The sequence below is a fragment of the Candidatus Palauibacter polyketidifaciens genome (assembly GCF_947581785.1).
GTDB lineage: Bacteria > Gemmatimonadota > Gemmatimonadetes > Palauibacterales > Palauibacteraceae > Palauibacter > Palauibacter polyketidifaciens.
Genome location: NZ_CANPVO010000028.1, coordinates 19,231 through 44,409, shown reverse-complemented (window position 1 = coordinate 44,409; position 25,179 = coordinate 19,231). Strand labels below are relative to the sequence as shown.

Genomic DNA, 25,179 nt, shown 5'->3' with positions numbered 1-25,179 from the left:
GCGGCCCGGGGCTGTCGATCTACAACACGACGAAGACGGCGCTGATCTCGGCCGCGGGCATCATGGCGTTGGAACTCGCCAAGGACAGCATCCGCGTGAACTGCGTCGCGCCGGGCTCCATCCAGTTCCCCGGCGGCAGTTGGGACAAGCGCGTGAAATCGGACCCGGAGGGGATGCGGAAGTTCGTCGACGCGAACCTGCCCCTGGGACGGTTCGGGCGAGCCGACGAAGTTGCGGACGTCGTGACGTTCCTGGCCTCCGAGCGCGCCAGCCTGATCACCGGCGCCTGCATCGCCGTGGACGGCTCACAGGGCCGCTCGCTCGTCTGACGGCCGCCGCCTAAAGCCCGGCGTCGCGCACTTTCCGGTTGAAGCGACGCCCACTTGATCCCAAGTTGATCCTTGCCCGGAGGTTGGTGCGGAAACGGCGCGCGACCGTCGCGTCGCCGTCGCACGGGAACCTCGACGGGAGCCCTGAAGATGGGATTGGACGTGGCCGGAATCATCACCCTGATGCTGACCATCATCAGCGTGGGCGCCGCGGTCGGCGCTTTCGCCCACGCCGCCATCCGCAAGCTCAGCGGCGAGATGAAGGAAATGCGCGGCGAGATGAAGGGCCTCGAGGAAGGGCTGCGCGGCGAGATGAAGGGCCTCGGGGAAGGGCTGCGCGGCGAGACGAAGGAGCTCGGGGAAGGGCTGCGCGGCGAGATGAAGGAGCTTGCGGAAGAGCTGCGCGGCGAGATGAACGACCTCGGGAAGGGGCTTCGCGGCGAGATGAAGGGTCTCGAAGAACGGCTCCGGGGTGAGATCCGCGGCGTGCGAGATGAGCTGCGGGGTGAGATACACGGGGTGCGCGAAGAACTCCGAGGCGAAATACAGGCCGTACGCGCCGAGCTTCGGAGCGAGGTACGGGGCGTCCGCGACGATCTCCGGGCCGAAATCGCGGAAGTGCGAACCGAACTGCGCGGGGTCGAGGGTCGGCAGACCGGTCGCGTGGCCCGCCTCGAGGACAAGGTGTTCGGAGTCCCACTTCAGGACCCGGCCGCCGGCCCGGCGTAACACGGCCGCCGGGGTTACGGCTCGGGACTTCGCCGAGGGGCGCTGCTACGCGAAGCGGACCAGTTTCACGTCCAGTTCGCGGGTCGTTTCGGTCGGGGCCCTCCACTGGATGAGAATGGGGCTCTGGTAGGTTCCCCACGGGATCTCGCCGTTTCCATCCCCGTCACGGTCGATCACGGGCAGGCTGATTTCCCGCCTGAGGCCCTGGAAGCGCGACACCGGAAAGGCCAGGGCCCGGTTCAACACCCGCGCGATGACGGACTCGTCCACGCCGATCCGTTCGAGGGCCCAATTGAGGATGTGGACGGCTTCCACCGTGGCGGTGTCGAGAACCGGACCGGGAGAAGTTCGCAGTACGGTCGTGCCCATCCTGGCGACGTTGAGCGCCTTGCCGGACAGCCGCAGGGCCTTCCCCGGTAACCGCAGCGCCTTCCCGGGCAGCGACAGCGGCGTCCTCAGGGCCTCTCTGCCCTGATCGGCCATGAACCGCAGGGGGCTGAGGAGAACCCCGCGAAGGTCGTTCTTCATCAGCAGCGGCTCGTATTCGTTGACCGTGAGGCTGGCGTTGGTTTCCTGCGCCGCGAGCGATACATCGAGTCGTCCGAAGGAGATCCCGTTTTCCTCGACGAGATCCTGAAGCCGATCCACGAAACCGGACTCCGGTTCCCTGAGGTCGATGGCATCGATGGCCCGAGGCGAGGCTTCAACGCTCAACTGGGTTTGGGCCACGACTTCCTCCGAACCGTATCCCACGACCGTCGTCCGCCGATCGCGGGTCCCGCCCCTGTGGACGCCATCGAGATCGACGAACCAGACCGGCCGACCTCCTTCGTTATCGTACGAGGCGGCGCTCTGGAGCCCGGCGCCGATGAAGGTCAGGTGCGAGTCCGCGTTCTCCGGCTCCGTCGCCTTCTGTTCGTCCGTCAGTTCGGTCCGCAGCTGGAGTTCATCGTGTTCGTATCCCGCGTTGGGCGGAAAGATCTCGTTGAAGACCTTGATGTAGTCCTGCAGCCTCGTCCGGTCGTTGTCGAGCCGCTGCGCCAGCCGCTGGTCCAGGTATCCCGCCGTGGTGTGGTGGGAGATGTAGAGCGCCTTCGGATACCGGGCGAAATCGGATCCGAACTCCTCGACCAGCCTCGCGCGCACGTCGATGAAATCGGTGCGGGACGCGGGTCTGATCCCGAGCGTGGCCTTGAACGGGGGATCCGATGACACGTCTATGAAACCTCCTCGAACGGTCGCGCCGTCCTGTCGATGCCTAGGGTCGCCACAGCCACCCGTGGCGATCTTCGACCCGTCCGGTCTGAATTCCGTGGAGTTCCGCCTTGAGCCGCGACGCGAGGGAATCCGGACGTTGCGGAAGCAGGACATCCGTTCCGTCAAGCCCGAGGCGGTCGATGGGCTGCACCGTGGCGGCCGTGCCCGAGCCGAACGCTTCGTTCAGCGTGCCGGCGGCGTGCGCCTCCAGGAGTTCATCCACGGCGATCCGGCGCACCTCGCACGGGATCCCGAAGTCCCCGCATAGCCGGATCAGGGAGTCGCGCGTGACGCCCGGGAGGATCGTCCCCTCGAGCGGGGGCGTGATCGCGGTCCCGTCGATGACGAACCACATGTTCATGACCCCGCACTCCTCGACGTACCGGCCCTCGTGGCCGTCGAGCCAGATCACGTTGTCGTACCCCTGTGCCTGCGCCTGCTGGGAGGCCAGCATCGTCGGCCCGTAGTTGGCCGCGGGCTTGTGGCCGCCGGTGCCGCCGGGGAAGGCCCGCACGAACTTGCGCGTCGTCACGAGGCTGACGGTTTCCGACCCGGTGAAGTACAGCCCGACGGGCGCCGTCATCAGGACGTAGCGGAACGAGCGGCCAGACACCACGCTGAGCGTCGGATCCGTGCTGAAGTAGCTGGGGCGGATGTAGAGCGCGCCCTGGTCCGCCCGGGGCAGCCAGCCGCGGTCGACGTCGAGCAGTTCCCGCATCGCGTCGAAGAACAGATCCTTCGGGAGTTCGGGCATCACGAACCGGGCCGCCGTGCGGTTGAACCGCTTCTGGTTCATGTCCGGCCGGAAGACGGCGAGGTCGCCCTCGGGGGTCATGTGCGCCTTGAACCCTTCGAACATCGAGACGGCGTACTGGAGCCCCTTCGAACTCGGGTAGATCGGCATCGGGCCGTAGGGCCGGATCTCCGCGTCGGTCCATTCGCCGTCGATGTTGTCGGCCACGAACATGTGGTCCGACCAGATCGAGCCGAACGGAAGGTTGTCGAAGTCGACGGATTCGAGCCGTGAACGCTCGACGTGTCTGAGGGGGAATCTCGTGGTGATCGTCGCCATTATCTCTCGCCTGTAGTCAGTCGTCTATCATCGGTGGTGGTCGGCCCGCCCATCGAAGCCGCGTCATTCCCTCGGCGGAGTCCGGGATGGGCAGGATGCGACAGCCTAACGCGCACCGTCCCGCCCTGCCAACCGCTGGCGTCGCCGTTGCAGCGGGCCGCTACTCGCGAGTCGAGCAAGCTGTTAGTGTCAATTTACGCAAGCTCCGCTGAAACGAGGAGGTTCCCGCATGTTCCGCGCCCCCCGCCGCGTCCTCTCCGTCGCCGCCACGCTGGCCTCCCTCGTTGTCCTCGTCCCGAGCGGACCGCTGCTGGGCCAGGCGACCGCGATCGTCGGCGCGACCCTGATCGACGGGAACGGCGGCCCCCCGCTCTCCGATGCGACCGTCGTCGTGGAAGGGGACCGCATCGCCGCCGTGGGTCCGCGCGCGGAGGTCGAAGTACCGGGTGACGCGCGCGTCATCGACGGCGCCGGCAAGTTCGTCACGCCCGGCTTCGTGGACACGAACGTACACATCTCCCTTTACGGCGGGGGCAACAAGGACCGGAAGGAGAGTTCCGTCTTCTACCGGTTGATGGGGCCCCAACTCACGCTCGAGGCTGCGCAGATGCACCTCAAGTTCGGCGTCACCCACCTCCGCGACAGCTACGGCGCGCTCCCGGAACTCCAGCAGGTGCAGGACGCGATCGCCTCGGGCAAGGCCATCGGGCCGCGGCTCCAGGTCGCCGGCAACATCGTCGGCTGGGGCGGACCCTATTCGATCACCTTCGCCCTCATTCCGGAGGACGACCTCTCGCTCTACGAGGAACAGTTCTCCGACCACATCGCCCAGGGCGCGGGCGAGGACTTGATGGACCTGTATCCGGAGGAGCTGCGGGCGAGCATCCGCGAGTACCTCGACAAGGGGGTGGACTTCCTCAAGTACGGGGGGACGAGTCACTGGGCGTTCCCCACCCTGATCGGGTTCTCGCCGGAGGCCCAGCGGGTGATCGTCGAGGAGACGCACGCGCGGGGCCTCATCGCGGAGACCCATTCCACGAACCCGGAGGGATTGCGGCTCTCCGTCGAAGCGGGGATCGATCTCATCCAGCACCCCGAAGTGCTCGCGAGCCGCGAGATATCGGACGCCCTGGTCCAGCAGATCGTGGACCGCGGCATCGTGTGCTCGATGATCGTGAACACGATCACCGGTCCCGCCTGGGAGAGCCACTTGGCGAACCGCGCGGCGGCCGAGGAACGTTTGGCCCGCGAGGCGGAGGGGACCCGGGCGCGCGAGTGGGGGCGGCTGCGGCGTCCCGTGGAGCGCGAGAAGACGAGCTACCAGATTCGCCGCGAGCAGCGGGCGCTGGGATACGGGACCGAGATGCGCCGGCTGAACGCGAAGAAGCTGATCGCCGGCGGGTGCATCACCACCCTCGGCACGGACAACTATGCGGGCGTCGCGCCGGAATTCGGACGCGCGCCCAAGCCCATCTGGCAGGAGCCCGGCATCGGGACGATCCTCGCCATCGAGGGTCTCGTCGAACTTGGGATGACGCCGGGCGAGGCGATCGTCGCCGCCACCCGCAACGGCGCCATCGCGGCGGGCGCGCTCGACGAGTTCGGCACGATCGAAGCCGGCAAGCTCGCCGACCTCCTCGTGCTCGACGCCGATCCCCTGGCCGATATCGCGAACATCCGCAAACAGTCGGTCGTCATGGCCGCCGGCAGGATCGTGGACGTGGACGCGCTGCCGTCCGATCCCGTCTACTTCAAGCGTTGATGTTTATTCAAGCGTTGAACCCCGTAAATCCCTCGAAACAGGAGAGTCGGATGTCTCCCGTCTCTGGTTCGTCCCCTGCCCGGATTCACCGTCATCGTCTGCTCTCGCTGGCTGCCGGCGTCCTTCTCGCGCCCGGTGTCCTGCTCGCACCCCAGGTGCTGGCCGCCCAACAGGTCAAGCCGGGCCTCGAGCACGAGGACACCTACCGCTGGAACTCCATCGGCGGCCGCACGATCTCGGCGGATGGCGACTGGCTCGCCTACGTCCTGACGCCCTGGGACGGCGACCCCACGCTCGTGATCGCGCGCAGCGATGGCTCGGCGGAACGCCGCTTCCGCGGTCGCTCGCCCGCTTTCATGAGGGACTCTCGGCACCTCGCCTTCCGCGTGCCGCCGGTGAAGGCCGTGGTCGACTCGCTGCGCCTCGAAGGGAAGCGCGGGGACGATCTCCCCGGCGACTCGCTCGCCGTCGTGAACCTGGCCGAGGCCTTCGCGGACGGCGCCGGAGATGACGGCGGAGTCCGGCGCGCCGGCCCGATCGATTCCTTCCGGGTCCCGCCGGATGGGGGCGCCTTCGTCGCCTACCTCCTCTCCGAAACTCCCGAGGAGGAAGAAGAGGAAGCCGAGGAGGAGGAGGCCGAGGAGGAGGCCGAAGAGGCCGAGGAAGAGGAGGAGGAAGCGGAGGAGGAGGAAGAGGAGCGCTCCGCGGAGTACGAGAAGCGGCATGAGAAGGAAGACGGGACGCCGCTCGTGCTCCTGAACCTCGATTCAGGGGCGGAGCACGCCTACGCCGATGTCGTTTCCTACACGGTGGCCGACGCCGGGAACGGGCTCGCCTACGTGACCTCGACCGAGGAAGAGGGCGGGGACGGGATCCATCTCGTGGATCCCGCCAGCGGCGAGAGCGTGGAGGTGCTCGCCGGGGAGGGGCACTATGAGCAGGTGGCCTTCGACGAATCGGGCGAACGCTTCGCCTTCCTCAGCAATGTGGACGAGTGGGAGATGGACCAGCCGTCCTTCGCGCTCTACCGGTCCGACGGCGGGGCGGCGGAGAAGGTGGCCGACCACGAGACGGCCGGCGTGCCCGCCGGCTGGTGGATCAGCGAGAACGGGTCCGTCTCCTTCAGCGAGGACGGGGACCGTCTCTTCTTCGGCACCGCGCCGCGTCCCGAGCCCGAGCCCGACGAGGAGATCCTCGACGCGGATCGCGTGACGCTCGACATCTGGAACTGGCGCGACCCGTACCTGCAGCCGATGCAACTCGTGCAGGCGAACCGCGAGCGCAACCGGTCCTACCTGGCCGTGAAGCACGAGGGCCGGGACGCCGTCGTCCAGTTGGGCACGGCGAGCATCCCCGATGTGTCACGCACGGAGACCGGCACGAGCGACTACGTTCTCGCCACGAGCGATGTGCCTCACCGCCAGAAGATCTCGTGGGATGGACGATACGAGGACGCCTACGCGGTGGATGTCCTGACCGGCGAACGCCGCATGATCGTGGAAGGCGTGCGCGGCTTCGGCGGCGCCAGCCTCTCGCCGGAGGGGACGTACGCGTACTGGTGGGACGAAACGGACCGGGACTGGAAGGCCGCGCCGATGGACGGCTCCGAACCCGCGCGCAGCCTGACCGGGAGTCTTCCCGTCGCCTTCTACAACGAACTCGACGACCACCCGCAGGGACCGCCCCCCTATGGCGGCGCGACGTGGGTCGAGGGCGATGCCGCCATGCTCGTGTACGACCGGAACGACGTGTGGCGCGTCGACCCGAGCGGCGAAGACCCCGCCGTGCGTCTCACCGAGGGGCGGGAGGCCGATCTACGCTATCGCGTGCAGCGCGTGGCCGAGGGCGGCGGCGGCAACTTCTTCGGGTTCGGCGGCTTCGGCGGAGGCGGGGCCGGCGAGGGCATCGAGGAGGGCGAGGTCCTCTTCTCGGTCTTCGACATGGGAACGAAGGCGTCCGGGTTCGCGCGCGGTCGGACCGACGAGGCCGGCCGGATCGAGGAACTGATCATGGGCGACGTGCGTTACGCGTCGCCGGCGAAGGCCGAGGACGCCGAGCGCCATGTGTGGACGCGCCAGACGTTCGTCGAGTTTCCGGATCTGTGGGTCGGTGACGCGGATTTCGGGAACGCGCGCAAACTGAGCGACGCGAACCCGCAGCAGGACGAGTACCGCTGGGGGAGCGCCGAACTCGTCCACTGGATGTCGAACGACCGCACGCCGCTCGACGGCATCCTGATCAAGCCGGACGGCTTCGATCCCTCGCAGCAGTATCCGCTCATGGTCTACTTCTACGAGCGCATGTCCGACGGGCTGCATAGTTATCAGCCGCCCCTGCCGAACCGCGCTTCGGTGCGCTTCTCCTTCTACGCGAGCCGCGGCTACGTCGTGTTCGTCCCCGACATCCCGTACGAGATCGGCTATCCGGGCGAGAGCGCGCTCGACGCCGTCGTGCCCGGCGTGCAGGCGCTCATCGCGCAGGGGTTCATCGATCCGGACCGGGTCGGCGTGCAGGGCCACTCCTGGGGCGGCTACCAGATCGCCTACATGATCACGAAGACGAACGTCTTCGCCGCCGCTGAAGCCGGCGCGCCCGTGTCGAACATGACGAGCGCCTACGGAGGCATCCGCTGGCAGAGCGGGATGAGCCGCATGTTCCAGTACGAGCGCACGCAGAGCCGGATCGGCGGGACGCTCTGGGACGAACGCGACCGCTACGTCCACAACTCGCCCGTCTTCTTCGCGGACAAGATCCGGACTCCGCTCCTCATGCTGCACAACGACGAGGACGGCGCGGTGCCGTGGTACCAGGGGATCGAGATGTTCGTCGCCATGCGCCGGCTGGGGCTGCCCGTGTTCATGCTGAACTACAACGGCGAGGGACACGGTCTCGGGCGACAGGCGAACCAGGAGGACTGGGCGATCCGCATGCAGCAGTTCTTCGACTACTACCTGATCGACGCCCCGGCCCCGCGCTGGATGGAGGAAGGCGTTCCGGCCGTCGTGAAGGGCCGCGACCTCGGCCTCGAACTCATCGGAAAGCCGGTCTCCGAACAGGGCGGCGTCTCCAGCGAGCGCGGCTCGAGAGGGTGAGGAGCCGGCCGGGAGTCCGCCGGGTGGCGCGAGCCACGGCGGCGATCCTGCTGACGGCAGCGGGCCCCGCGCCCGCTCTCGGCATGGAGGCGCCACACGCCCCGCAGGAGGTGACGGTCGAGACCCTCGATGGGGGTCGCATCCTCGTGCGCAACTCCGCCCCGCCGCGGGGAGGGGGGCCCGAGGAATGGCGCCTGGTCGAGGAACTCCGGCTCGGCCAGGCCGATGGCACCGGACCCGAGGTCTTCGGCGATGTGCACGATGTCGCCGTGGACGAGCGAGGCAACATCTACGTCCTGGATGTGGGCTCGAAAGAGGTTCGCGTCTTCGACCGCGACGGCCGGCATCTGCGAAACATGGCCCGCGGAGGCGAGGGGCCCGGCGAGGTGCGCTACCGGGACTGGGCCTCCGGCCAGGCGCTTGTGTTCCAGCCGCCGAACCGGCTCTGGATCGGCGATGGCCGGCAACAGCTGAGTTTCGATTCCCTCGGGAACGAACTCAGCCGCGCCGGAGGTTTCCTCGTAGGCGGCCAACTCCCGCCCCGGAGCAAGATCGTCGCCGCGGACGACCAGGGCTTCGTCTACCAGGAGGTACGCGTCAGCGACCGGACGCGGTCGGGGGACGAGACCACCTCCCACAGCCGAACCTACGGCGTGCGCCTCCCGGTGTACCCGGAGCATCCGAGCCCCTTCGTGCCCCGGGATTCCGTTCTGCTCGACAGCCGCATCAGCACCAACACGATGCAGAGCAGAAGCGAGAGCGGGGGCCGCATCACGCGTGGCGGCATCGTGAGGGTCTCGATTCCGCGGCGCGCGTGGGCGTTCGCGGGCGGTGAAACGGTGTGGGCGGCGAACAGAGCGGCACACCGCTTTCACGAGATTACATTCGTCGGCGACACCGTTCGTACGATCGAACTGGGCGACGCGCCCCAGCCTCCGCCCGACGACTCGGACGAGTCCGAGTTCGAGCCCCTGATTGCGGGTCTGAGCGTGTCGCCGGAGGGCTGGCTCTGGGTGCTGCGTTTTCCGGACGACCCCGATAACCCGGGCGACCATCGGGTATGGGATCTGTTCGACAATTGCGGCCGGTACCGCGGCGATGTTTCCTCGTCAGTGGGAATCGCAACCGTCCGGTTTGGGGGCCAGATGGTGGATCCCATCGATTTCGGCGCGGGAGGCGTGATCCACGGAATCGCCCGCGACGCGCTGGGCTTGAGCTACGTGCTCCGCCTCCGCCTTGAGAGCGCGGCCGGTATGCGGCCGACCAGGGAGGTCTGTCCCTTCTGACCGACGGCTTGCGCGTCCCGAGCTGTACGCGTTCGCACTGAGGGCAGGGACGCAGGGGACCGGCAAACCTCGCTCCCCCAAAACCAGGGCGTGCCGGATCGTCCCCGCTGCGAGCCGGAACAGCACCGCGTGCGAAACCGGACGCCGACCAGTACCTCGGATTGTCAGATCGGGAGGGTAGCAGGCACCTTCAGCATTCATGGCCACATCACGGACGTTTCGCGAGCGCCTGAGGCAACGGGTGCGAAGGCTGCGGTTTCCGCATCCGCTGACGCTGCTCACGGTCGCGATCCTGGCGGCTGCGGCGCTGTCGTACGTGCTGCCGGCGGGGGAGTACGAGCGGCGGGACGATCCGGTGACGGGGCGCAGCGTCGTGGTGCCGGGGACCTTCCACGAGGTGGAAGCCAACCGGATCGGCGCCTTCGAGGCGATCGTTGCGATCCCGCGGGGGATGGCGGACCGCGCCGATGTCGTGTTCCTCATCTTTCTCATCGGCGGGGCGTTCGCCGTGTTCGATGCGACGGGGGCGCTCCGGCGCGGCGTGACCTGGCTCGTCCGGGGGCTCGAGGGCCGCGAGATCCTCGCGATCCCGGTCGTCTGTCTCGCCTTTGCGGCGGGCGGCGTGACGGAGAACATGCAGGAGGAGATCATCCCCCTCGTTCCCGCGCTCATGCTGCTCACCAAGCGGCTCGGCTACTCTCCGATGGTGGGGGTGGCCGTCAGCGCGGGCTCCGCCTTCGTGGGGTCGGCCTTCAGCCCCATCAACCCGTTCCAGGTCCAAATCGCCCAGAAGGTGTCCGACGTGGCGCTGCTTTCGGGCTGGGCGTTCCGTCTCGCGTTCCTGGCCATCGCCCTCGGCCTCTGGATCTGGTGGACGATGCGGTATGCCGCGCGTACCCGTGCGGGGCCCGAGGCAGAGGAGACGACGGACGTCTCGGAGCCGGATGGGGCACTCGGCTGGAGGGACGTAACCATCTTCGCGATCGTCGCCTCGACCTTCGTCGTCCTCGTGTGGGGACTGCTCCGGTGGGAGTGGGAGTTCGACCACATGTCGGCCCTCTTCTTCATCATGGGCGTCGTGGTGGGGATCATAGGCCGGCTCGGCGTGACCGGGACGGCCCATGCCTACGCCGAGGGGTTCCGGTCGATGGGATACGCCGCGCTGCTTATCGGCTTCGCCAACGCGATCTACGTGGTCATGGATGACGGGCGGATCATCGACACCATCGTGCGCGGACTGTTCGTCCCGCTCGCGGACCTGCCGCTCGCGCTCTCGGCCATCGGAATGTCGGCCGCGCAGGGCGTACTGCACTTCGCCGTGCCCAGCGTGAGCGGACAGGCCGTGCTGACGCTGCCCGTCCTCGTACCGCTCTCCGACCTGCTCGGGCTCTCGCGGCAGATCACGATCCTGGCCTACCAGTACGGGGCCGGGCTGTGCGAACTGATCACGCCCACCAACGGCGCCCTGATGGCGATCCTGGCCGCGAGCGGCGTCCGCTACGAGTCGTGGCTGCGGTTCGTGATCCCGCGCTACCTCATGCTGATGGCGCTCGGAGCGGTCGCTCTCGTCATCGCCCTCGCCATCGGCTACAGCTGAGGCTCACCACGTTCCCGCGGGAACGTCTCCCGCCGCGAACTCCCTTCAGAAGTTCTGCCGGTCGGCCGAACAGGCGGGCGCAGTCCCGAGCCACTGTGCTGCCCAGCCGGTGGGGCCGGCGGCGGTCCAGGCCTCGCGCGCCAGCCAGTCCATCGCGGGTTCCCCGATCGGCGCGCCCGGCGGCGCGCTCGGCGTCCCCGGCATCTCGTAGGGCGCCGAGGGCTTCTCGAGGAAGCGCTCGATGTCGCGGTCGACCAGCGCGGCGAAGGCGGCGTCCCGCTCCGGCGGCGGGTTCGCGGCCATCTCGGCCCGCATGTCGGTCAGGCTCCGCGTCGCGATGGCGCGCACGTGCGGCATGGACGCCTGGTCCGCGAGGGCCATGATCCGATCCACGACCACGCGGAACGCGGCCAGGCGGAGTTGCGTGCGGTACGGCGTCTCGTTCGGCTCCGGGCGCACGGCGTCGACCAGCGTCGTCAGCACTTCCTTCAGGCCCGGCAGGCTCGGGTCGAGCGCGTGCTGCTGCACGAGGCGCGCCGCCCGCGACGGTTCGAGGACGCGTGACACGGTGTGGTCCGCCGCCACGACTGCTGGCGTGACTGCATCGAAGGCCGGCCCCGTGTAGCGGGGAAACATCTCCCGGTGGCGCCCGAACCCCGGTGGCCGGGGCGGCAGCAAGTCAAGCACACCGGCGGGGATCTCCAACTCCGCCGGCCGCATCGTCCGGGCCAGCGCACCGAGCGCCGCCCGCTGCGCCCCGCCGGCGACGCGCTTCACGGGCGTCCGCCCGTCCCCTCGGAAGGCGTAGACGTACTCCAGCCCTCCGAGCAGCGAGGCGGCCGCGTCCACCTGGTAGCGGTGGTGCATGTACAGCGGGACCAGCGCCTCCTCGACCGTAACGATCGGCCGCCCGGCGCGGATCGCGCCCTCGCCGAAGCGGTCCAGGGAGTGCCGCCGCACGTCCATCATCCGCTCGAGTTCCGCCGCCGCGTCCACCCCGTTCGACCACTGGTCGGCGCGCGCGTGGATGTTGATGTCCTGGTTCGTGAAGAGGATGACGTCCTCGTCCCAGGCCTCGTCCAGGATCCGCTGCAACTCGGCGGCTTCGTCCGCTCCCTCCGGGAATTCGGAGTACCCGTACACGATCGCGACCTTGTCCCACTCTCCGATGTCCACGTCATAGACCTCGGAATAGTCGAGCTCTCCGGCGTCACCCAGTGTCACGAGCGGGTGAGGATAGTCCATGACCGAGATCCGGCCGAGCCGGCTGTCATAGTAGTTGTGGATGAGGCCGAGCGTGTGTCCCACTTCGTGCGCCGAGAGCTGCCGGATCCTCGCCAGCGCCCACTCCGCCAGGTCCGCCGGCGCTTCGTCCCCGTCGGCATAGGGCGAGAGGAGACCCTCGGCGATCAGGTAGTCCTGCCGCCACCGGAGCGAACCCAGCGTCACCACCCCCTTGAGGATCTCGCCCGTGCGCGGGTCGATGACGGAACCGCCCGTGCTCCAGCCGCGCGTCGAGCGGTGCACCCAGTTGATCACGTTGTAGCGCACGTCGTGCGAACTCACGCCGTCCGGGAGCATCTCCACGCGATACGCATCCCGGAAGCCGGCCGCCTCGAACGCCTGGTTCCACCACCGCGCCCCCTCGAGCAGCGCCGTCCGGATCGGCTCCGGCGCCCCCGGGTCCAGGTAGTAGACGATGGGCTCGACCGGCTCGCTCATGGCCGCCGACGGGTCCCGCTTCTCGAGCCGGTGGCGCCGGATGAACCGCTGCTGCATATCCTCTCCCAGCGGGGCCGAGTAGTCCGCGAAGCTCATGGCTCCGTAGCCGGACCGGGGATCGAAGGCCCTGGGCGTGTACTCCCCCAACTCCGGCAGTTGCACGAAGGAGTGATGGAGACGGATCGTGGCGGCCTCGCCGGTCGCCGCCACGTTCCCGACTCCCTCGAACGCGCTGCCCCCGCCCCCGAAACCGCCGAAGCCGCCCCCGCCCCCCGGCTGGCGGACGAAGGTGAGCGACGCCTCGATCTCCGTGTTCTCCGGGAACCCCATCGTCATCGGCAGGTGTACGGCGCTTCGGCCCGCGTCGAACCGGTACGTCCCGGGGCGCAGCCGCTGCGCCCAGTTAATCATGTCGCGCACGAAGAAGTCCGTCGCGTCCACGAGCACACGGCCATCCGTCTCGGCCGCCGCCGTGAAGCCCCACAGCGTCGACGGGGCGAATGCGTCCGTCACCGCCTGCACCTCGCGCGGGTTCGTGCTGCTCGCCCGGAAGTCGAGGTTCGGCTGGATCAGCAGCACCTTCGGCCCGACCCGGTGGAAACGCACGAGGCGCGAGCCGGAGAGCGCCCCCCGGTCGAGGCCGATGTCGTTCGACCCCAGCCCCGAGGCGAGCCCCGTCGCGTGGAGGATGTCCGTGTCCCAGCGCGCGATCTCAAGCCACAGTTTTCCGCTCGAGGCATCCCAATACATGGGGATGAAGCCGTCGATGGCCCGCATCGAGGCCGTCTTGTCCTCGATTGAGGGGAGTCCTCCCCCGGAGTCCTGCGCCAGGATCGAAACGGGGCTGAGGAGGAAGAGGAGAACGGGGAGCAGCTTCCGGAAACGGGTCACGGAGTACACGAGATCCTCCTGGAGACGGGAAGTGGACGACGCCCCCGGGGCTGAGGGGGAACGGGCCTACACATTACGATGACGGACAGCTACCGGTCGATTGCCGCGGTCACCTCTCCGATAATGTCGGACATGTACGCTCCGTGGTCGCCAGGGCTCGGTCCCAGCCGGACGACCACGAGGTCCCGGGACGGGATGATGGCCGTGTACTGCCCCATGGCTCCCGCCGCCCAGTAGGCATCTTCCGGGGCCCTCGGAAACGCTCCGCCGCGATTCACCCAGAACAATCCGCCGTAGTTGAGGAGCTCCGCACCGGGAGCGGGCGTGCTGACGAAGTCCACCCACCCCTCGGGGAGGATGCGGTCGGACCCGCCGTCCGGGGTCGGCCACACGCCGTCCCACAGGTGGAGGAGGCCGAACCTCGCCCAGTCCCACGCGCTCCCGTAGTCGTAGCCGGTGATGATGAAGTTGCCCCAGGCATCCGTCTCGAGGACGTAGTTCCGCGCCCCGATGCGGTCGAACAGGATGCGCTGCGGGTAGGTGAGCCAGTCCTCTCCGCGCGCCTCGACGGCCTGCCGCACGATGCGCGTCGCCGTGAGAGGGTCCGAGTTCCGGTAGCGGAAGATCTCCCCCGGCGCGCGGTCCATGGGCTGGTCGATCGCGTGCTCGAACACGTCGATCCCCTCGAAGTAGATCCGGGAGTGTTCGTGCGCATGCGTCCAGCGGAGCACCGGATCCGAGCCCAGGTTCAGGAAATCCAGCCCCGAACTCATGTTCAGGAGGTCGCGGATGCGGATCTCCCGGCGGGGGTCGTCGTCCCCTTGCCATTCGGGCACCGGTGCCGGGTCGTCGAGTCCGACGTCGAGGTGGCCGGACTGGATCGCGGCCCCGACGAGGGCGCTCGCGATGCTCTTCCCCTGTGACCACGAGATCTGCGGCGTGTTGCGCGTGAAGCCGGGGGCGTAGCGCTCGCCGAGGATCTTCCCCGCGTAGATGACGACGACCGCCCGCGTGTTGTGCTCCGTCTGGGCCATCGCCCAGTCGAGCGCCGCTCCGAGCGCGGCCACGTCGACCTCGTCGGGCGGGGGGTCGTGGTACGCGCCCACGTTTCCCGTCGGCCATGCCGTTGCCTCGGGATCCGGGCTCAGGCGCTCGACGACCACAGGCTCGAAGGTCACATCCTCGAACCCGGCGGGCAGGAGCGTGCAGCCCTGGTCGCCGTTGTACTCCGCGTACTGCGTTGGGACTCCATCTCCCGAGACCGAGGCCGTGCGCGTCTCGAAATCCACCGCGTACTCGAAGTCGTCCTGCCAGTCGAACCGGTCGAAGGGACGGATGTCCTGCGCTACCACTTCCTCCACGGAGCGCTCGTAGTCCCGGCCCACGACGAAGACGCCGGCGCAGAGGTGATGCGCGGACATCCCGGCGACGTGTCCGCGGATATGGGCCTCGTCTTCCACCCCCGTTTCGCCCCGTGCGTCCGATTCCGGCGCACAGCCGGGCACAAAGAAGGCGACCGCCGCGACCAGGGTGCCGGCGCCGCCGCGCGGAAGGGCTGACAGGCTAGCGGTCGATCGCATCGGTCACCTCTCCGATGATGTCCGACAGATACGCCCCGGTGTCGCCGGGGCTCGGCCCGAGCCGGACGATCACGAGATCGTACGACGGGATGACGACCGTGTACTGTCCCATGAATCCCGCCGCCCAGTAGGCGTCCTCCGGGGCGCGGGGCAGCGAGCCGCCCCGGTTGAGCCAGAACAGCCCGCCGTACTGCAGGGCATCGGCGCCCGGTGCGGGCGTGCTGACGAAGTCCACCCAACCCTCCGGGAGAATGCGGTCGCTTCCGCCATCGGGTGTCGGCCACACGCCGTCCCACAGGTGGAGGAGGCCGAACCGGGCCCAGTCCCACGCGCTCCCGTAATCGTAGCCGGTGATGATGAAGTTGCCCCACGCGTCTGTCTCGAGGACGTAGTCCCGCGCTCCGATCCGGTCGAACAGGATGCGCTGGGGATACGTGAGCCAGTCCTCTCCCCGCGCCTCGGCCGCCTGTCGCACGATCCGGTTCGCCGTGAGCGGGTCGGAGTTCCGGTAGCGGAAGATCGCGCCCGGCAGGGTGTCCATCGGCTGGTCGATCGCATGCTCGAACACATCGATCCCCTCAAAGTAGATCTGGAAGTGTTCGTTCGTGTGCGTCCAGGACAGCGAGTCCGTCAGGCCCAGGTTCAGGAAATCGAGCCCCGAACTCATGTTCAGGATGTCCCGGATGCGGATCTCCCTGCGCGGGTCGTCCTCCCCCTGCCATTCGGGCACGGGCACGGGGTCGTCGAGTCCGGCGTCGAGGTGACCGGCCTGGATCGCCGCGCCGACGAGGGCGCTCGCGATGCTCTTCCCCTGGGACCACGAGATCTGCGGCGTATTACGCGTGAAGCCGGGCGCGTAGCGCTCGCCGAGGATCCTTCCCGCGTAGATGACGACGAGCGCCCGCGTGTTGTGCTCGCTCTGGGCCATCGTCCAGTCGAGGGCGGCATCGAGCGCCTCCATGTCGACCTCCGGCGGCGGCGGGTCGTGGTAGGCGCCGACATCGCCCGTCGGCCACGCGGTGGCGTCGGGGTCCGGAATGAGCCGCTCGACGACCTGCGGTTCGTACGTCACGTCGTCGAGCTCGGCCGGCAGGATCGTGCACCCCTGGTCCCCGTTGTACTCAGCGGAGCGCGTGCCGAAATCGGCTGCCGACACGGAGGCGGTGCGCGTCTCGAAGTTCACCCCGTACTCGAAGTCATCCTGCCAGTTGAACAACGGGAAACGCCGGATGTCCTGCGCCACGACCTCGTCCACGGAACGCTCGTAGTCGCGTCCCACGACGAAGACGCCCGAGCAGATGTGGTGCGCCGCCATGCCCGCGACGTGCGAGCGCTCGTGGGCCGCCTCGTCTTCCCCGGGAACGGTGCGTTCTCCCGCACAACCGGTGACCAGGAGCATGCCGCCCACCGCGGTGCAGGTTCGGAACCGATGACAGATCTCCTGGTGAACCCTCATGCGAACCCCCATGACGTTTTCTCCTGCGGCGTGCGGCGGCCAGGCCGCCCCCACTTTCGCGCTCTCGGCCTTCGTCCCGTGCTTCCTAGCTGAGCGCATCCGAAGCGCTTGGCGCAAGGGTCCATAACGTTTCCGGCGGGGTCCGTGTCGTTTCGAGTGAAGGGGCCGCACCTGACGCAAAGGGAAGCAGGCAGGGGAAGCAGGCAGGGAACAGGCAAGTAAGAAGGCAGGAAAGGGAGGATATCGATGAGAAAGACGATCGGAGCGTTCGCTCTCGTACTGGTCGCACTCGCCGCCGCGGCGCCGCTCGAGGCGCAGGCTCAGCGGGCCGCCCGTGGCTTCGGCATGAGTCTCGACGACCAGATGACGGCACTCACGGAGCGGCTCGCGCTGGATGAGGAGCAGGTCGTGAAGGTCCGGGAAATCCTCGAGACCCGGGCGGAGAGCCGCCGCGAGCGCTTCCAGGCCGCGCGGGGTTCGATGGACCGCAACGCCATGATGCAGATGATGCAGGAGTTCCAGCAGGAGACGGAAACGAAGCTCGCCGAGGTGCTGAGCGAAGAGCAGATTGAGAAGTACCGCGAATACCTGGCCGAGCAGCAGCAGCGGCGCCGGCCTCCGCTCTCCCTCTGACCGCGCGGGGGGCTACCTTGAGGCTGGCGCCCGCACGGTCGCCGGCCTCGGGCCGCCCTTCGGCGCCCGCCCCCGCTGTACCAGCACGACTCCCGCCACGATGATCACGGTGCCCGCCAGCATCGGCAGCGTGAACGCCTCGTCCGCGAGCCACCAGCCCAGAAGGAGCGCCACGACCGGGTTCACGTACGCGTACGTGCCCGCGGCGGCCGGCCGCACCGTGCGCAGGAGCCACATGTAGGCCGAGAAGGCCACGATCGACCCCATCGCCGTCAGATAGGCGAGCGACAGCCACGACCGAAGGGACACGTCGCCGAGCGACAGGCGGCCGAACTCTCCCGCCGCCAGTCCGATCAGTACGAGGATCAAGCCCCCGGCGGCCATCGTCAGCGCCGTCCCGTAGAGCGGCGGCTGCGGCAGCGCGGCCCGCCGGTTGTACATGGAGCCGATCGCCCAGCATAGCGACGCCCCCACGACGACGAGCGCTCCGGCCGCGACCTGGTTCGCGCTCGCCCCGCGAATGCCGACTTCCGCCCCGGAGGTCCCCACGAGGAGCGCCACGCCCCCGAGGCCCAGCACGAGTCCCGCGACTTCCATGGGGCTCGCCGTCTCCCGGTCCGGCCCCACGCGCGCGATCGCGACGAGCCACAGCGGTACCGTTGCCACGAGCAGAGCCGTGAGTCCCGAGGGCACGTACTGCGCCGCCCAGCATACGAGTCCGTTACCGCCCACGACCATGAACACGCCCGAGATGGTGGCAGCCCTCCATTCCGAAGGTTTCGGGACCGGCGCGCCCCGACGGCGGGACACGACGGCGAGGATCACACCCGCCGCCAGGAAGCGCGTGCCGCCGAGGAGGAAGGGCGGGATCGTTTCCACGCCGAAACGGATGGCCAGGTAGGTCGATCCCCAGACCAGGTACACCGCCGCAAACGCGAGCAGCAGGGCCTTCGGGGAAGCCGTGTGCGGGCTCGGGTTCAAGCGCGAGTCCTTCGGTCGCGGGCCCGCGTGACCGCGTAGATGCCGAGTCCGACAGCGATGAGCCCCAGTCCCAGCCCCGCTTCGAGGGGGCGGTCGCGGAGGATGTAGGCGAGCGTCCAACCCGTCACCGCCAGGAAGATGAGCGGCGTGACGGGATAGCCCCAGGTCCGGTACGGTTCGCCGGCGGGTCCATCGCCCGTCGCGGACTGTCCGCCCGAGGCCTGCCGTCGGCGAAGGAGGAACACCCCGCCCGCCGCCAGGAACGTGTTCAGGCCCATCGTGAAACCGGAGAAGACAAGGATCGTCTCGAAGGACTCCGTGAGGATGAAGAGGAGGCTGATCGCGGCCTGCGTGAAGATGGCCGCTCCGGGCGTTCCGCGCGCGTTGATCGAACTCAGGAACCGGAAGGTCGGGTAGTCCTCGCCGATCGCGTGGAGGACGCGCGGACCCGCGAGCACCATGGCGCTCACCGTGGAAACGAGGAGGAGCGCGAGGGTGATCCCCATCAGGTCGGCCCCCACCGGCCCGAATATGTACCCCGCCGCGATGTATCCCACCTCGAGCCGTCCCGCCATTTCCTCGGCGGGGGCGGCCCGCAGGAAGACGTAATTGAGTCCGACGTAGAGCAGCATCACGAGCAGCGTCCCGGTCGCCAGCGCGCGGGGGAGCGTGCGCCGCGGATCGCGGAGTTCGCTCGTCACGTACGTCGCGGCGTTCCACCCGGAATACGAATACGACACGAAGATGAGAGACACGGCGAACCCGGCGGAGAACACGTTCGACACGCCGTCCGCCGAGGGGAGCACGCCGACCTCCCGTGGTGCCGCGACGAGAGACAGCCCGGCTGCGACGAAGGCGAGGATCAGCGCGACCTTGGCCGTCGTCGACCAGCGCTGAAAGCCGCCCGAGGTGCGGTGCGTGCGTCCATGGACGACGGAGAGCAGCACGACGAGCCCGACGGCGAGCCACCGGGAGGGCAGCACCGGAAAGACGGACGAGAGGTACGTCCCGAACGTGATCGCGGCCAGCGCCGTGGGGGCCGCGAACCCGATCGTGGCCGAGATCCAGCCCGAGACGAAGCCGGCCGCCGGGTGGTAGATGTGCGAGAGGAAGGTGTATTCGCCCCCCGAGCGCCGGATCGTCGATCCCAGTTCGGCGTAGGTGAGGGCGCCGCACACGGCCGCGACCCCGCCCACGACCCACAGCATGAGGAGGGCGAACCCGGATCTCAGGGACTCAAGCTGGAATCCGAGGCTCGTGAAGACGCCGGTTCCGATCATGTTGGCGACGACGACCGCCGCCGCCGTGTGAAGGCCGAACCCGGCGCTGGCGGCCCGCCGGGAGGTGTTCAGGGGATGGTCTCGGCCAGGCCCGCCTCGCTCACCAGCAGGAGGAGGTTCGCCTGGATCCCGAGGTGGCCGTCGCGGTTGATCCACCATTCGGCGGGTGAGTGGGCGCCGCCTCCCACGCCGCCGCTTCCGATCGTCACCGCGGGGATGCCGAGTGCGATCGGGATGTTCGAATCGGTGGAAGAGCGCGTGAGTTCGGGCTGGGTCCCGAAGATCCGCATGACCTCGATCGCCCGCTCGACAAGGGGATGGTCGTCCGCGACCTCTCCCGAGGGACGGTCTCCGATCTGGTCCAGTTCGAGTTCGATCTCGGGTCCCGCGCGGCGCAGGGCGTTTTCCTCCGCCAGCGCCCGGCGCATCGCCCCCCGGAAGGCGGTGTCGATGCGCCCGAGGCTCTCCGCGCTCTCCGACCGCATGTCCACCTCCATCCACGCCTCGAAGGGGATCGCGTTCACCGAGGTCCCGCCTCCGATCCGGCCCACGTTGTAACTCGTGCGAGGCCCGGAGCGCGTGAGCGTGTCCGCCACGTCCTGAAAGTGCCGGACCCCGCGTCCCAGCGCGTGGGCCGGGTTCGCGAGCCCGAACGCCCCCCACGAATGGCCGCCCGGGCCCCGGAAGATGACGCGGAAGCGATGGGAGCCGAGCCCCTTGTTCACGATTCTCCCCAGTCCCGTGCCGTCGACGTCGATCCAGGTGTGGATGGGGTCGGCGCCCTCGCGAAACAGGTATTTCATCCCGCGCAGGTCGCCGAGCCCTTCCTCCCCGACCGTCCCGATGAACTGAACGTCCGCCTCCGTCTCGATGCCGGCGGCCTCGAGCGCCCGCAGCACCGTGAGGACCGCGATGAGGCCGCGCGTGTCGTCGCCTATGCCGGGGGCGAACAGCGTGTCTCCGCGCTGCTCAACCGTCACGTCGACGAACTCGGGGAACACCGTGTCCAGGTGCCCCGACAACGCGACGATCCGCCGCTCCCCCTCCGGCGTCGATCCCCGCGCGCCGCCCCGGCCGTATCGGATCCCGATCGCGTTGCCCTCTTCGTCGATGGACACGGAGTCGGCGCCGGCCTCGCGGAGCCACTCCGCGTAGACCCGGGCACGCTCCTCCTCCATGAAGGGGGGTGCCCGTACCTGCGTGAGTTCGATGAGTTCGCGGATCGTCCTCGGTTCGAGTTCCTCGATGATCCCGAAGGCTCTCTGCACCGCGGGATGTTCGGCGAGGCGCCGCACCTCGTCACCCGGCGCCTGGGCCGCCGCCCCAGCCGGGATGCCCCCGACGATGGCCATGCCAAGGGGGATCGAGACGATGAGTCCCTTGAAGGGCCAGGCATATCGTGCGTACATCGCGGGTGCGTCTCCTCGAATCGGGTCTTTTTGGCGGTCGTCGTCGTTGGCTGCCAGGGGCACAGGATGCCGGTCTCTGGCGGAAGTCTGCTCGTCAAGAATACCGTCTCCGAACACATGTCGAAAACGCGGTCTCACTGTGGGCCGATGGCTGAGCGAGGTGTCGAGCTGAAGTCAAAGGCGATAGAGCCGATCGTGCGGCGGCTGGTGGCCGGGTTTGCGATCGTCGGTGTGGGCTGCGGAGGCGCCGTGGAGCCGCCGCTGTCGGCCACATGCGGCGACGCTCCGCTCACGGTGGCGTTCTACGCACTCTTCGCGCCCGTAAGCTACAGCGCGGATGAGAACCCGAACTCGCCCGGGTTCAGTCGGCACATGGGCTACGAGGCCGACCTCCTCAGCGCGCTCGAGGCCATGCCCGGGACCGGACTCTCCTTCGTGCGCCGCCCGATCGTCGATTGGCCCGGAATCTGGCTTCTGCCCGCGACGCCGGACTTCGACATGGCCGGCGGCGGCATCACGATTCTCGAGTCACGGACGCTCGACGATACCGGTGCCCGGGCGGTTGCGTTCACGTCCGGCCACATCACGTTCCGCCAGTCGCTCCTGGTGCGCAGCGAGGATGCCGCGCGGCTCTCATCCTACCACGCGCTCACGAGTGCGGTGCGCGTGGGCGTCCTTGCGGGGACAACGGGTGAAGCGCGGCTGCTCCAGATCACGGGAATCGTGGACGGTTCCGGTGTGCTCCGAGCGGGGACGCGCGTGGAGACGCCGGCCGGCACGGTCGTGGCGGATGGGACGGGGGCGTTTACGATCACGGCCGCCATGGCATCGCCCGTCCTTGAGGGCCGGACCCGCTTTCACCCCCCATCCAGCGACATGCCGCAGGTGGTGTACCTCGGCCGGGAGTCCGGCGATCAGGAATTGTTCGACGCCCTGCGCGATGGACGCATCGACGCCGTGGCCCAGGGGGAAATCGGAAGCGGCGAGGCCGCGCACAGGTCGGGCGGAGAGTTCACTGTGGCCGCCCGGGATTCCCTCGCCGAATTCGGGGGGTTCACGCTGGACGCGGAGGACCGCGATCTGCTGGCCTGCATCGATGCCCGAATCGACTGGCTGACCGACGAACGCCGCACGGGCTTCGCGGATTGGCTCGCCAACCCGTCCGTCTTCCGGCAGCGGGCCGCCCTCTGGGCCCGGCGGGTGAACGGGTTGCGACAGCAGTAGCTCCGAACCGTCAGCTGCTGAAGCGGGCGAGGATCCAGTCGGAGATCGTGTCGAGGAAGCCGTCGACGAAACGCTTCTCGAGCAGCGCGTACTCGGCCGGGGATCCGGTCGTCGCGGCCTGGAAGAGGTGATTGGCACGCGGGAGCACCTCGACCGTCACGTCCGGGTTCCCGGCCAGCGCCTCCTCCAGCGGCGGGCGGTTCTGGTCGGGGAGCACCTGCAGGTCGAGCCCGCCGAAGAGTGCGAGCACCGGCACCCGCGTGCCCCGCAGACCTTCGGTCGGATCGTACGTGAGAAAATAGCGGAACCAGGGCGTCTCGACGCGGTCGATCTGCGCGTCGATCTGGCCCTGCACGTAGGCGTCCACGTCGGAGATCGCGGCGCGCTGCGCCTCGGGCAGGGTCTCGATGCCCTCGCGGATGGTGGCCCCCAGCTCCTCCCGATATGCCTCGAGGCCCTCACCCGCCTCAAGGGCCGCGAACAAACGGCGCTGGAAGTCGGTATTCCACGCGATGCGGTCCTCGGGCACGCCGCTCGCGCGCTGAATGGCCGCGGACTGCTCGTACAGGATCTCGGTGCCGGGCACGGTCGAACCGGCCAGCAGCACGGTGAAGCGGACGGCGTCCGAGCGTGAGGCCGCGATGGGGGCGATGATGCCCCCTTCGCTGTGCCCCACGAGGCCGACCCGGGCCGGGTCGACAGCCGGATGCTCCGCCAGCCGCGCGAGGCCGGCGAGCGCGTCGCCCGCGAAGTCGGCCGAGGTGGAGGTGGCGACGCTCCCCGACGAGCCGCCGACGCCACGATCGTCATACCGGAGGACCGCGATCCCCTGCCGCGTGAGGTGATCCGAGAGGAGGCGGAAGACGGCGAACCCGGCCACGATCTCATCCCTGTCCTGGGGTCCCGAACCCGTGATCAGGACGACGCCCGGGAACGGTCCCGTCCCTTCCGGAAGCGTCAGCGTGCCCTCGAGGTGTACGTCGCCGTTCTCGAACGAGACCTCTTCCTCCCGGTACGGGGGCGGCTCTTCCGCCCCCGCTTCCGGAAGATCGGCCCGCGACACGGAGAACGTGGCGGTCACGACGCCCTGGGTGAATTCGCCCTCGATGGTGTCACCCTCGATGGTGTCACCCGTGAGGGCTCCGTCCCACGCGGCGAGACCGATCGGGGTTTCGAGTTCGAAATGCACGCGGCCGTCGGCGTGGGACACGGCTGTGAGAGGCAGACCGACCTGACCCTGGATGTCCATGCTCGCGGAGAGCGCTCCATCGGCGCGCTCGAAGGTGACCGCGAAGGGCAACTCGGCCGTGGGAAGAACGACGGATCCCGCCCACCGGCCCTCGACGCCGGCGCCTTCCGCCGGGTCGGGATCCGGCTCCTGCGCCAGCGCTGGAGAGGAGAGCACACACCCGGCCGCGACAAGCATTCTCAGCGCCACGGTCAGCTCTCCTCGACCTTCACGGCGGAGCCGTAGACCACGATCTCGGCGGTCCCTCCCAGGATATAGGAGGTCGAAAAGCGGACACAGAGGATCGCGTTCGCGCCGGCGGCCGCCGCCTCGGCCTCCATCCGATCGACCGCCTGCTCCCGCGCTTCGGCCATCATCTTCGTGTACTCCTGGATCTCGCCTCCCACGATGGTCTTGAGACCCGCGAGTATGTCGCGGCCCAGGTGGCGCGCCCGGATCGTGCTGCCGCGGACGAGGCCGAACTCCTCCAGGATCCGGTATCCGGCGAGGTCGTTTCGGGAGGTGATGATCATCGGATCACGTCCTTGTAGGGGTCTTTCTTCTGCATGAACAGGCGCTCGCGGACGACGGAGACGAAGAGGATCACGAAGCCCGCGATCAGCGCGAGCATGCCCCAGCGAATGTACGCGGGCATCGTCGTGTCCCGAATCAGCTCGCCTACGGCCGTCCACAGCGCCCACGTCCCAACGACGATCGTCCCCAGCGAGACCAGAACCCAGCCGATGCCGCGTTCAAGCCGGCGATAGACGTGCTCCCAGTAGCTGTCCCAGGTTTCCTCCGGCGGCTTCAGCGGAGTCATGGTGTCGGTGACCTCCTTCAGGCGCTGGTATGTTGCCAGTTCGTCGCGAAGGCCCGGGTCCTCCCCGAGCGCGGACTCGAGTTCGAGACGTCCCTCTCCCGAAATCTCCTCGTCCAGTTCGGCCATCATCAGATGGCGCACCCGCTCGTCGCCGGGCGGACTCACGTTTCTCTCACTCATCGCCCGAACCTCCCTCCTGGCCGGGACGGGTTCCCGCCGTTTCGATCTCGCGTGCGAGGGACCGCCGCGCCCGATAGAGGCGCGACATCACCGTGCCGATCGGGATCCCCAGCAACTCGGCGATCTCCCGGTACCGCAGCTCCTCGAACTCGCGCAGGACGAGCGTCTCCCGTTCCCGTTCCGGGAGGCGTTCGATGGCCGCCCCGACCTGTTCGCGCAGTTCGGCACGCACGACCGCCTGATCGGGGCTGAGAGGGCGCCGTCCCATCGTCGTGTCCGTAAGCCAGCTGCCGGCCTGTTCGAGTTTCAGTCGGCGTGACCGCTGGTCCCGCGTATGGTTGAAACAGAGTCGGCGGATGATCTGGTACAGCCAGGGGAAGAAGGGACGTTCGGGGTCGATCCTGGCGCGCGCGCGGAACGCCCTGGCGAAGGCCTCCTGAGAGAGGTCCAGGGCGTCGTCGTGGTTCCCGACGAGGCCGAGCGCGGTATAGTAGGCACGCTGCATGTATCGTGTGACGAGTTCGCCGAAGGCCGCACGCTCGCCACGCTGCGCGCGAAGAACGAGCATCCGGTCGGTTGCCTCCGAGCTGTTCAATTGTGGCTCCCATGGTCGCGGGCACCGCTGTGGATCTGTGGTGACTGTTCGCTACG

20 protein-coding genes are annotated in these 25,179 nt (G+C 68.6%); 8 read left to right on the top strand and 12 right to left on the bottom strand.

The genetic code is table 11. The annotated features are described in order from the left end of the window. The coding region (locus RN729_RS08290; protein WP_310783584.1) for an SDR family oxidoreductase at positions 1-329 on the top strand (329 nt) is incomplete at its 5' end. 150 nt (positions 330-479) lie between these two features. Beyond that, positions 480-1,058, top strand: coding sequence for a hypothetical protein (locus RN729_RS08285; RefSeq protein ID WP_310783582.1), 579 nt, complete (start codon positions 480-482; stop codon positions 1,056-1,058). Positions 1,059-1,103: 45 nt separating this feature from the next. Here the strand turns inward: RN729_RS08285 and RN729_RS08280 are convergent, their stop codons facing one another. Together RN729_RS08280 and RN729_RS08275 are read right to left on the bottom strand one after the other, a co-directional pair. Further along, entirely contained in the window at positions 1,104-2,273 is a 1,170-nt protein-coding gene (locus tag RN729_RS08280) for a hypothetical protein (RefSeq protein ID WP_310783580.1), read from the bottom strand. Between the two features lie 43 nt (positions 2,274-2,316). After that, entirely contained in the window at positions 2,317-3,387 is a 1,071-nt protein-coding gene (locus RN729_RS08275; protein WP_310783577.1) for a branched-chain amino acid aminotransferase, read from the bottom strand. Between the two features lie 229 nt (positions 3,388-3,616). Here RN729_RS08275 and RN729_RS08270 point away from each other — a divergent pair, with 229 nt between their 5' ends. The 4 genes from RN729_RS08270 to RN729_RS08255 all read left to right on the top strand — a co-directional run bounded on the left by RN729_RS08270 (position 3,617) and on the right by RN729_RS08255 (position 11,124). After that, complete coding sequence (locus tag RN729_RS08270; RefSeq protein ID WP_310783575.1) at positions 3,617-5,149, top strand: amidohydrolase family protein; 1,533 nt, start codon at positions 3,617-3,619, stop codon at positions 5,147-5,149. Positions 5,150-5,199: 50 nt separating this feature from the next. After that, positions 5,200-8,241, top strand: a complete 3,042-nt coding sequence (locus RN729_RS08265; RefSeq protein ID WP_310783573.1) for a prolyl oligopeptidase family serine peptidase — start codon at positions 5,200-5,202, stop codon at positions 8,239-8,241. A gap of 23 nt (positions 8,242-8,264) precedes the next feature. Further along, positions 8,265-9,527: a hypothetical protein gene (locus RN729_RS08260; RefSeq protein WP_310783571.1), complete on the top strand. Its 1,263-nt coding sequence runs from the start codon at positions 8,265-8,267 to the stop codon at positions 9,525-9,527. A gap of 241 nt (positions 9,528-9,768) precedes the next feature. Next, positions 9,769-11,124 (top strand): hypothetical protein, encoded by a 1,356-nt coding sequence (locus RN729_RS08255; RefSeq protein WP_310783570.1) that lies wholly within the window; start codon positions 9,769-9,771, stop codon positions 11,122-11,124. Between the two features lie 45 nt (positions 11,125-11,169). Here RN729_RS08255 and RN729_RS08250 read toward each other — a convergent pair whose 3' ends face one another. From RN729_RS08250 to RN729_RS08240, 3 genes are all read right to left on the bottom strand, one after another. Further along, positions 11,170-13,737 carry a zinc-dependent metalloprotease gene (locus tag RN729_RS08250; protein WP_310783568.1) on the bottom strand — a complete coding sequence of 856 codons (2,568 nt, stop codon included), beginning with the start codon at positions 13,735-13,737 and terminating at the stop codon, positions 11,170-11,172. A gap of 89 nt (positions 13,738-13,826) precedes the next feature. Continuing rightward, complete coding sequence (locus tag RN729_RS08245; RefSeq protein ID WP_310783566.1) at positions 13,827-15,317, bottom strand: serine hydrolase; 1,491 nt, start codon at positions 15,315-15,317, stop codon at positions 13,827-13,829. After that, positions 15,301-16,785, bottom strand: coding sequence for a serine hydrolase (locus RN729_RS08240; protein WP_310783564.1), 1,485 nt, complete (start codon positions 16,783-16,785; stop codon positions 15,301-15,303). The genes RN729_RS08245 and RN729_RS08240 overlap by 17 nt, the downstream gene beginning before the upstream one ends. A gap of 234 nt (positions 16,786-17,019) precedes the next feature. On the opposite strand from RN729_RS08240, the gene RN729_RS08235 reads away from it, so the two are divergent. Further along, on the top strand, positions 17,020-17,406 hold the full coding sequence (locus RN729_RS08235; RefSeq protein ID WP_310783562.1) for a hypothetical protein: 387 nt from the start codon (positions 17,020-17,022) through the stop codon (positions 17,404-17,406). 12 nt (positions 17,407-17,418) lie between these two features. Here the strand turns inward: RN729_RS08235 and RN729_RS08230 are convergent, their stop codons facing one another. The 3 genes from RN729_RS08230 to RN729_RS08220 are packed head-to-tail and all read right to left on the bottom strand — an operon-like array spanning position 17,419 to position 21,076. Then, complete coding sequence (locus RN729_RS08230; RefSeq protein ID WP_310783560.1) at positions 17,419-18,387, bottom strand: EamA family transporter; 969 nt, start codon at positions 18,385-18,387, stop codon at positions 17,419-17,421. After that, on the bottom strand, positions 18,384-19,739 hold the full coding sequence (locus RN729_RS08225) for an amino acid permease (RefSeq protein ID WP_343218912.1): 1,356 nt from the start codon (positions 19,737-19,739) through the stop codon (positions 18,384-18,386). The genes RN729_RS08230 and RN729_RS08225 overlap by 4 nt, the downstream gene beginning before the upstream one ends. Next, positions 19,736-21,076 (bottom strand): M20/M25/M40 family metallo-hydrolase, encoded by a 1,341-nt coding sequence (locus tag RN729_RS08220; RefSeq protein WP_310783556.1) that lies wholly within the window; start codon positions 21,074-21,076, stop codon positions 19,736-19,738. The genes RN729_RS08225 and RN729_RS08220 overlap by 4 nt, the downstream gene beginning before the upstream one ends. Before the next feature lie 147 nt (positions 21,077-21,223). Here RN729_RS08220 and RN729_RS08215 point away from each other — a divergent pair, with 147 nt between their 5' ends. Continuing rightward, positions 21,224-22,300, top strand: a complete 1,077-nt coding sequence (locus tag RN729_RS08215) for a transporter substrate-binding domain-containing protein (RefSeq protein ID WP_310783554.1) — start codon at positions 21,224-21,226, stop codon at positions 22,298-22,300. Between the two features lie 10 nt (positions 22,301-22,310). Here RN729_RS08215 and RN729_RS08210 read toward each other — a convergent pair whose 3' ends face one another. The 4 genes from RN729_RS08210 to RN729_RS08195 are packed head-to-tail and all read right to left on the bottom strand — an operon-like array spanning position 22,311 to position 25,096. Continuing rightward, positions 22,311-23,738: an alpha/beta hydrolase gene (locus RN729_RS08210; protein ID WP_310783552.1), complete on the bottom strand. Its 1,428-nt coding sequence runs from the start codon at positions 23,736-23,738 to the stop codon at positions 22,311-22,313. 2 nt (positions 23,739-23,740) lie between these two features. Beyond that, entirely contained in the window at positions 23,741-24,061 is a 321-nt protein-coding gene (locus RN729_RS08205) for a heavy metal-binding domain-containing protein (protein WP_310783550.1), read from the bottom strand. After that, the gene (locus RN729_RS08200; protein ID WP_310783548.1) at positions 24,058-24,528 is read right to left on the bottom strand and encodes a hypothetical protein; all 471 of its coding nucleotides are present in this window, start codon (positions 24,526-24,528) and stop codon (positions 24,058-24,060) included. Before RN729_RS08200 ends, RN729_RS08205 begins: the two co-directional genes overlap by 4 nt. Beyond that, positions 24,521-25,096: a sigma-70 family RNA polymerase sigma factor gene (locus RN729_RS08195; protein ID WP_310783546.1), complete on the bottom strand. Its 576-nt coding sequence runs from the start codon at positions 25,094-25,096 to the stop codon at positions 24,521-24,523. The genes RN729_RS08200 and RN729_RS08195 overlap by 8 nt, the downstream gene beginning before the upstream one ends. Between the last annotated feature and the right edge of the window lie 83 nt (positions 25,097-25,179).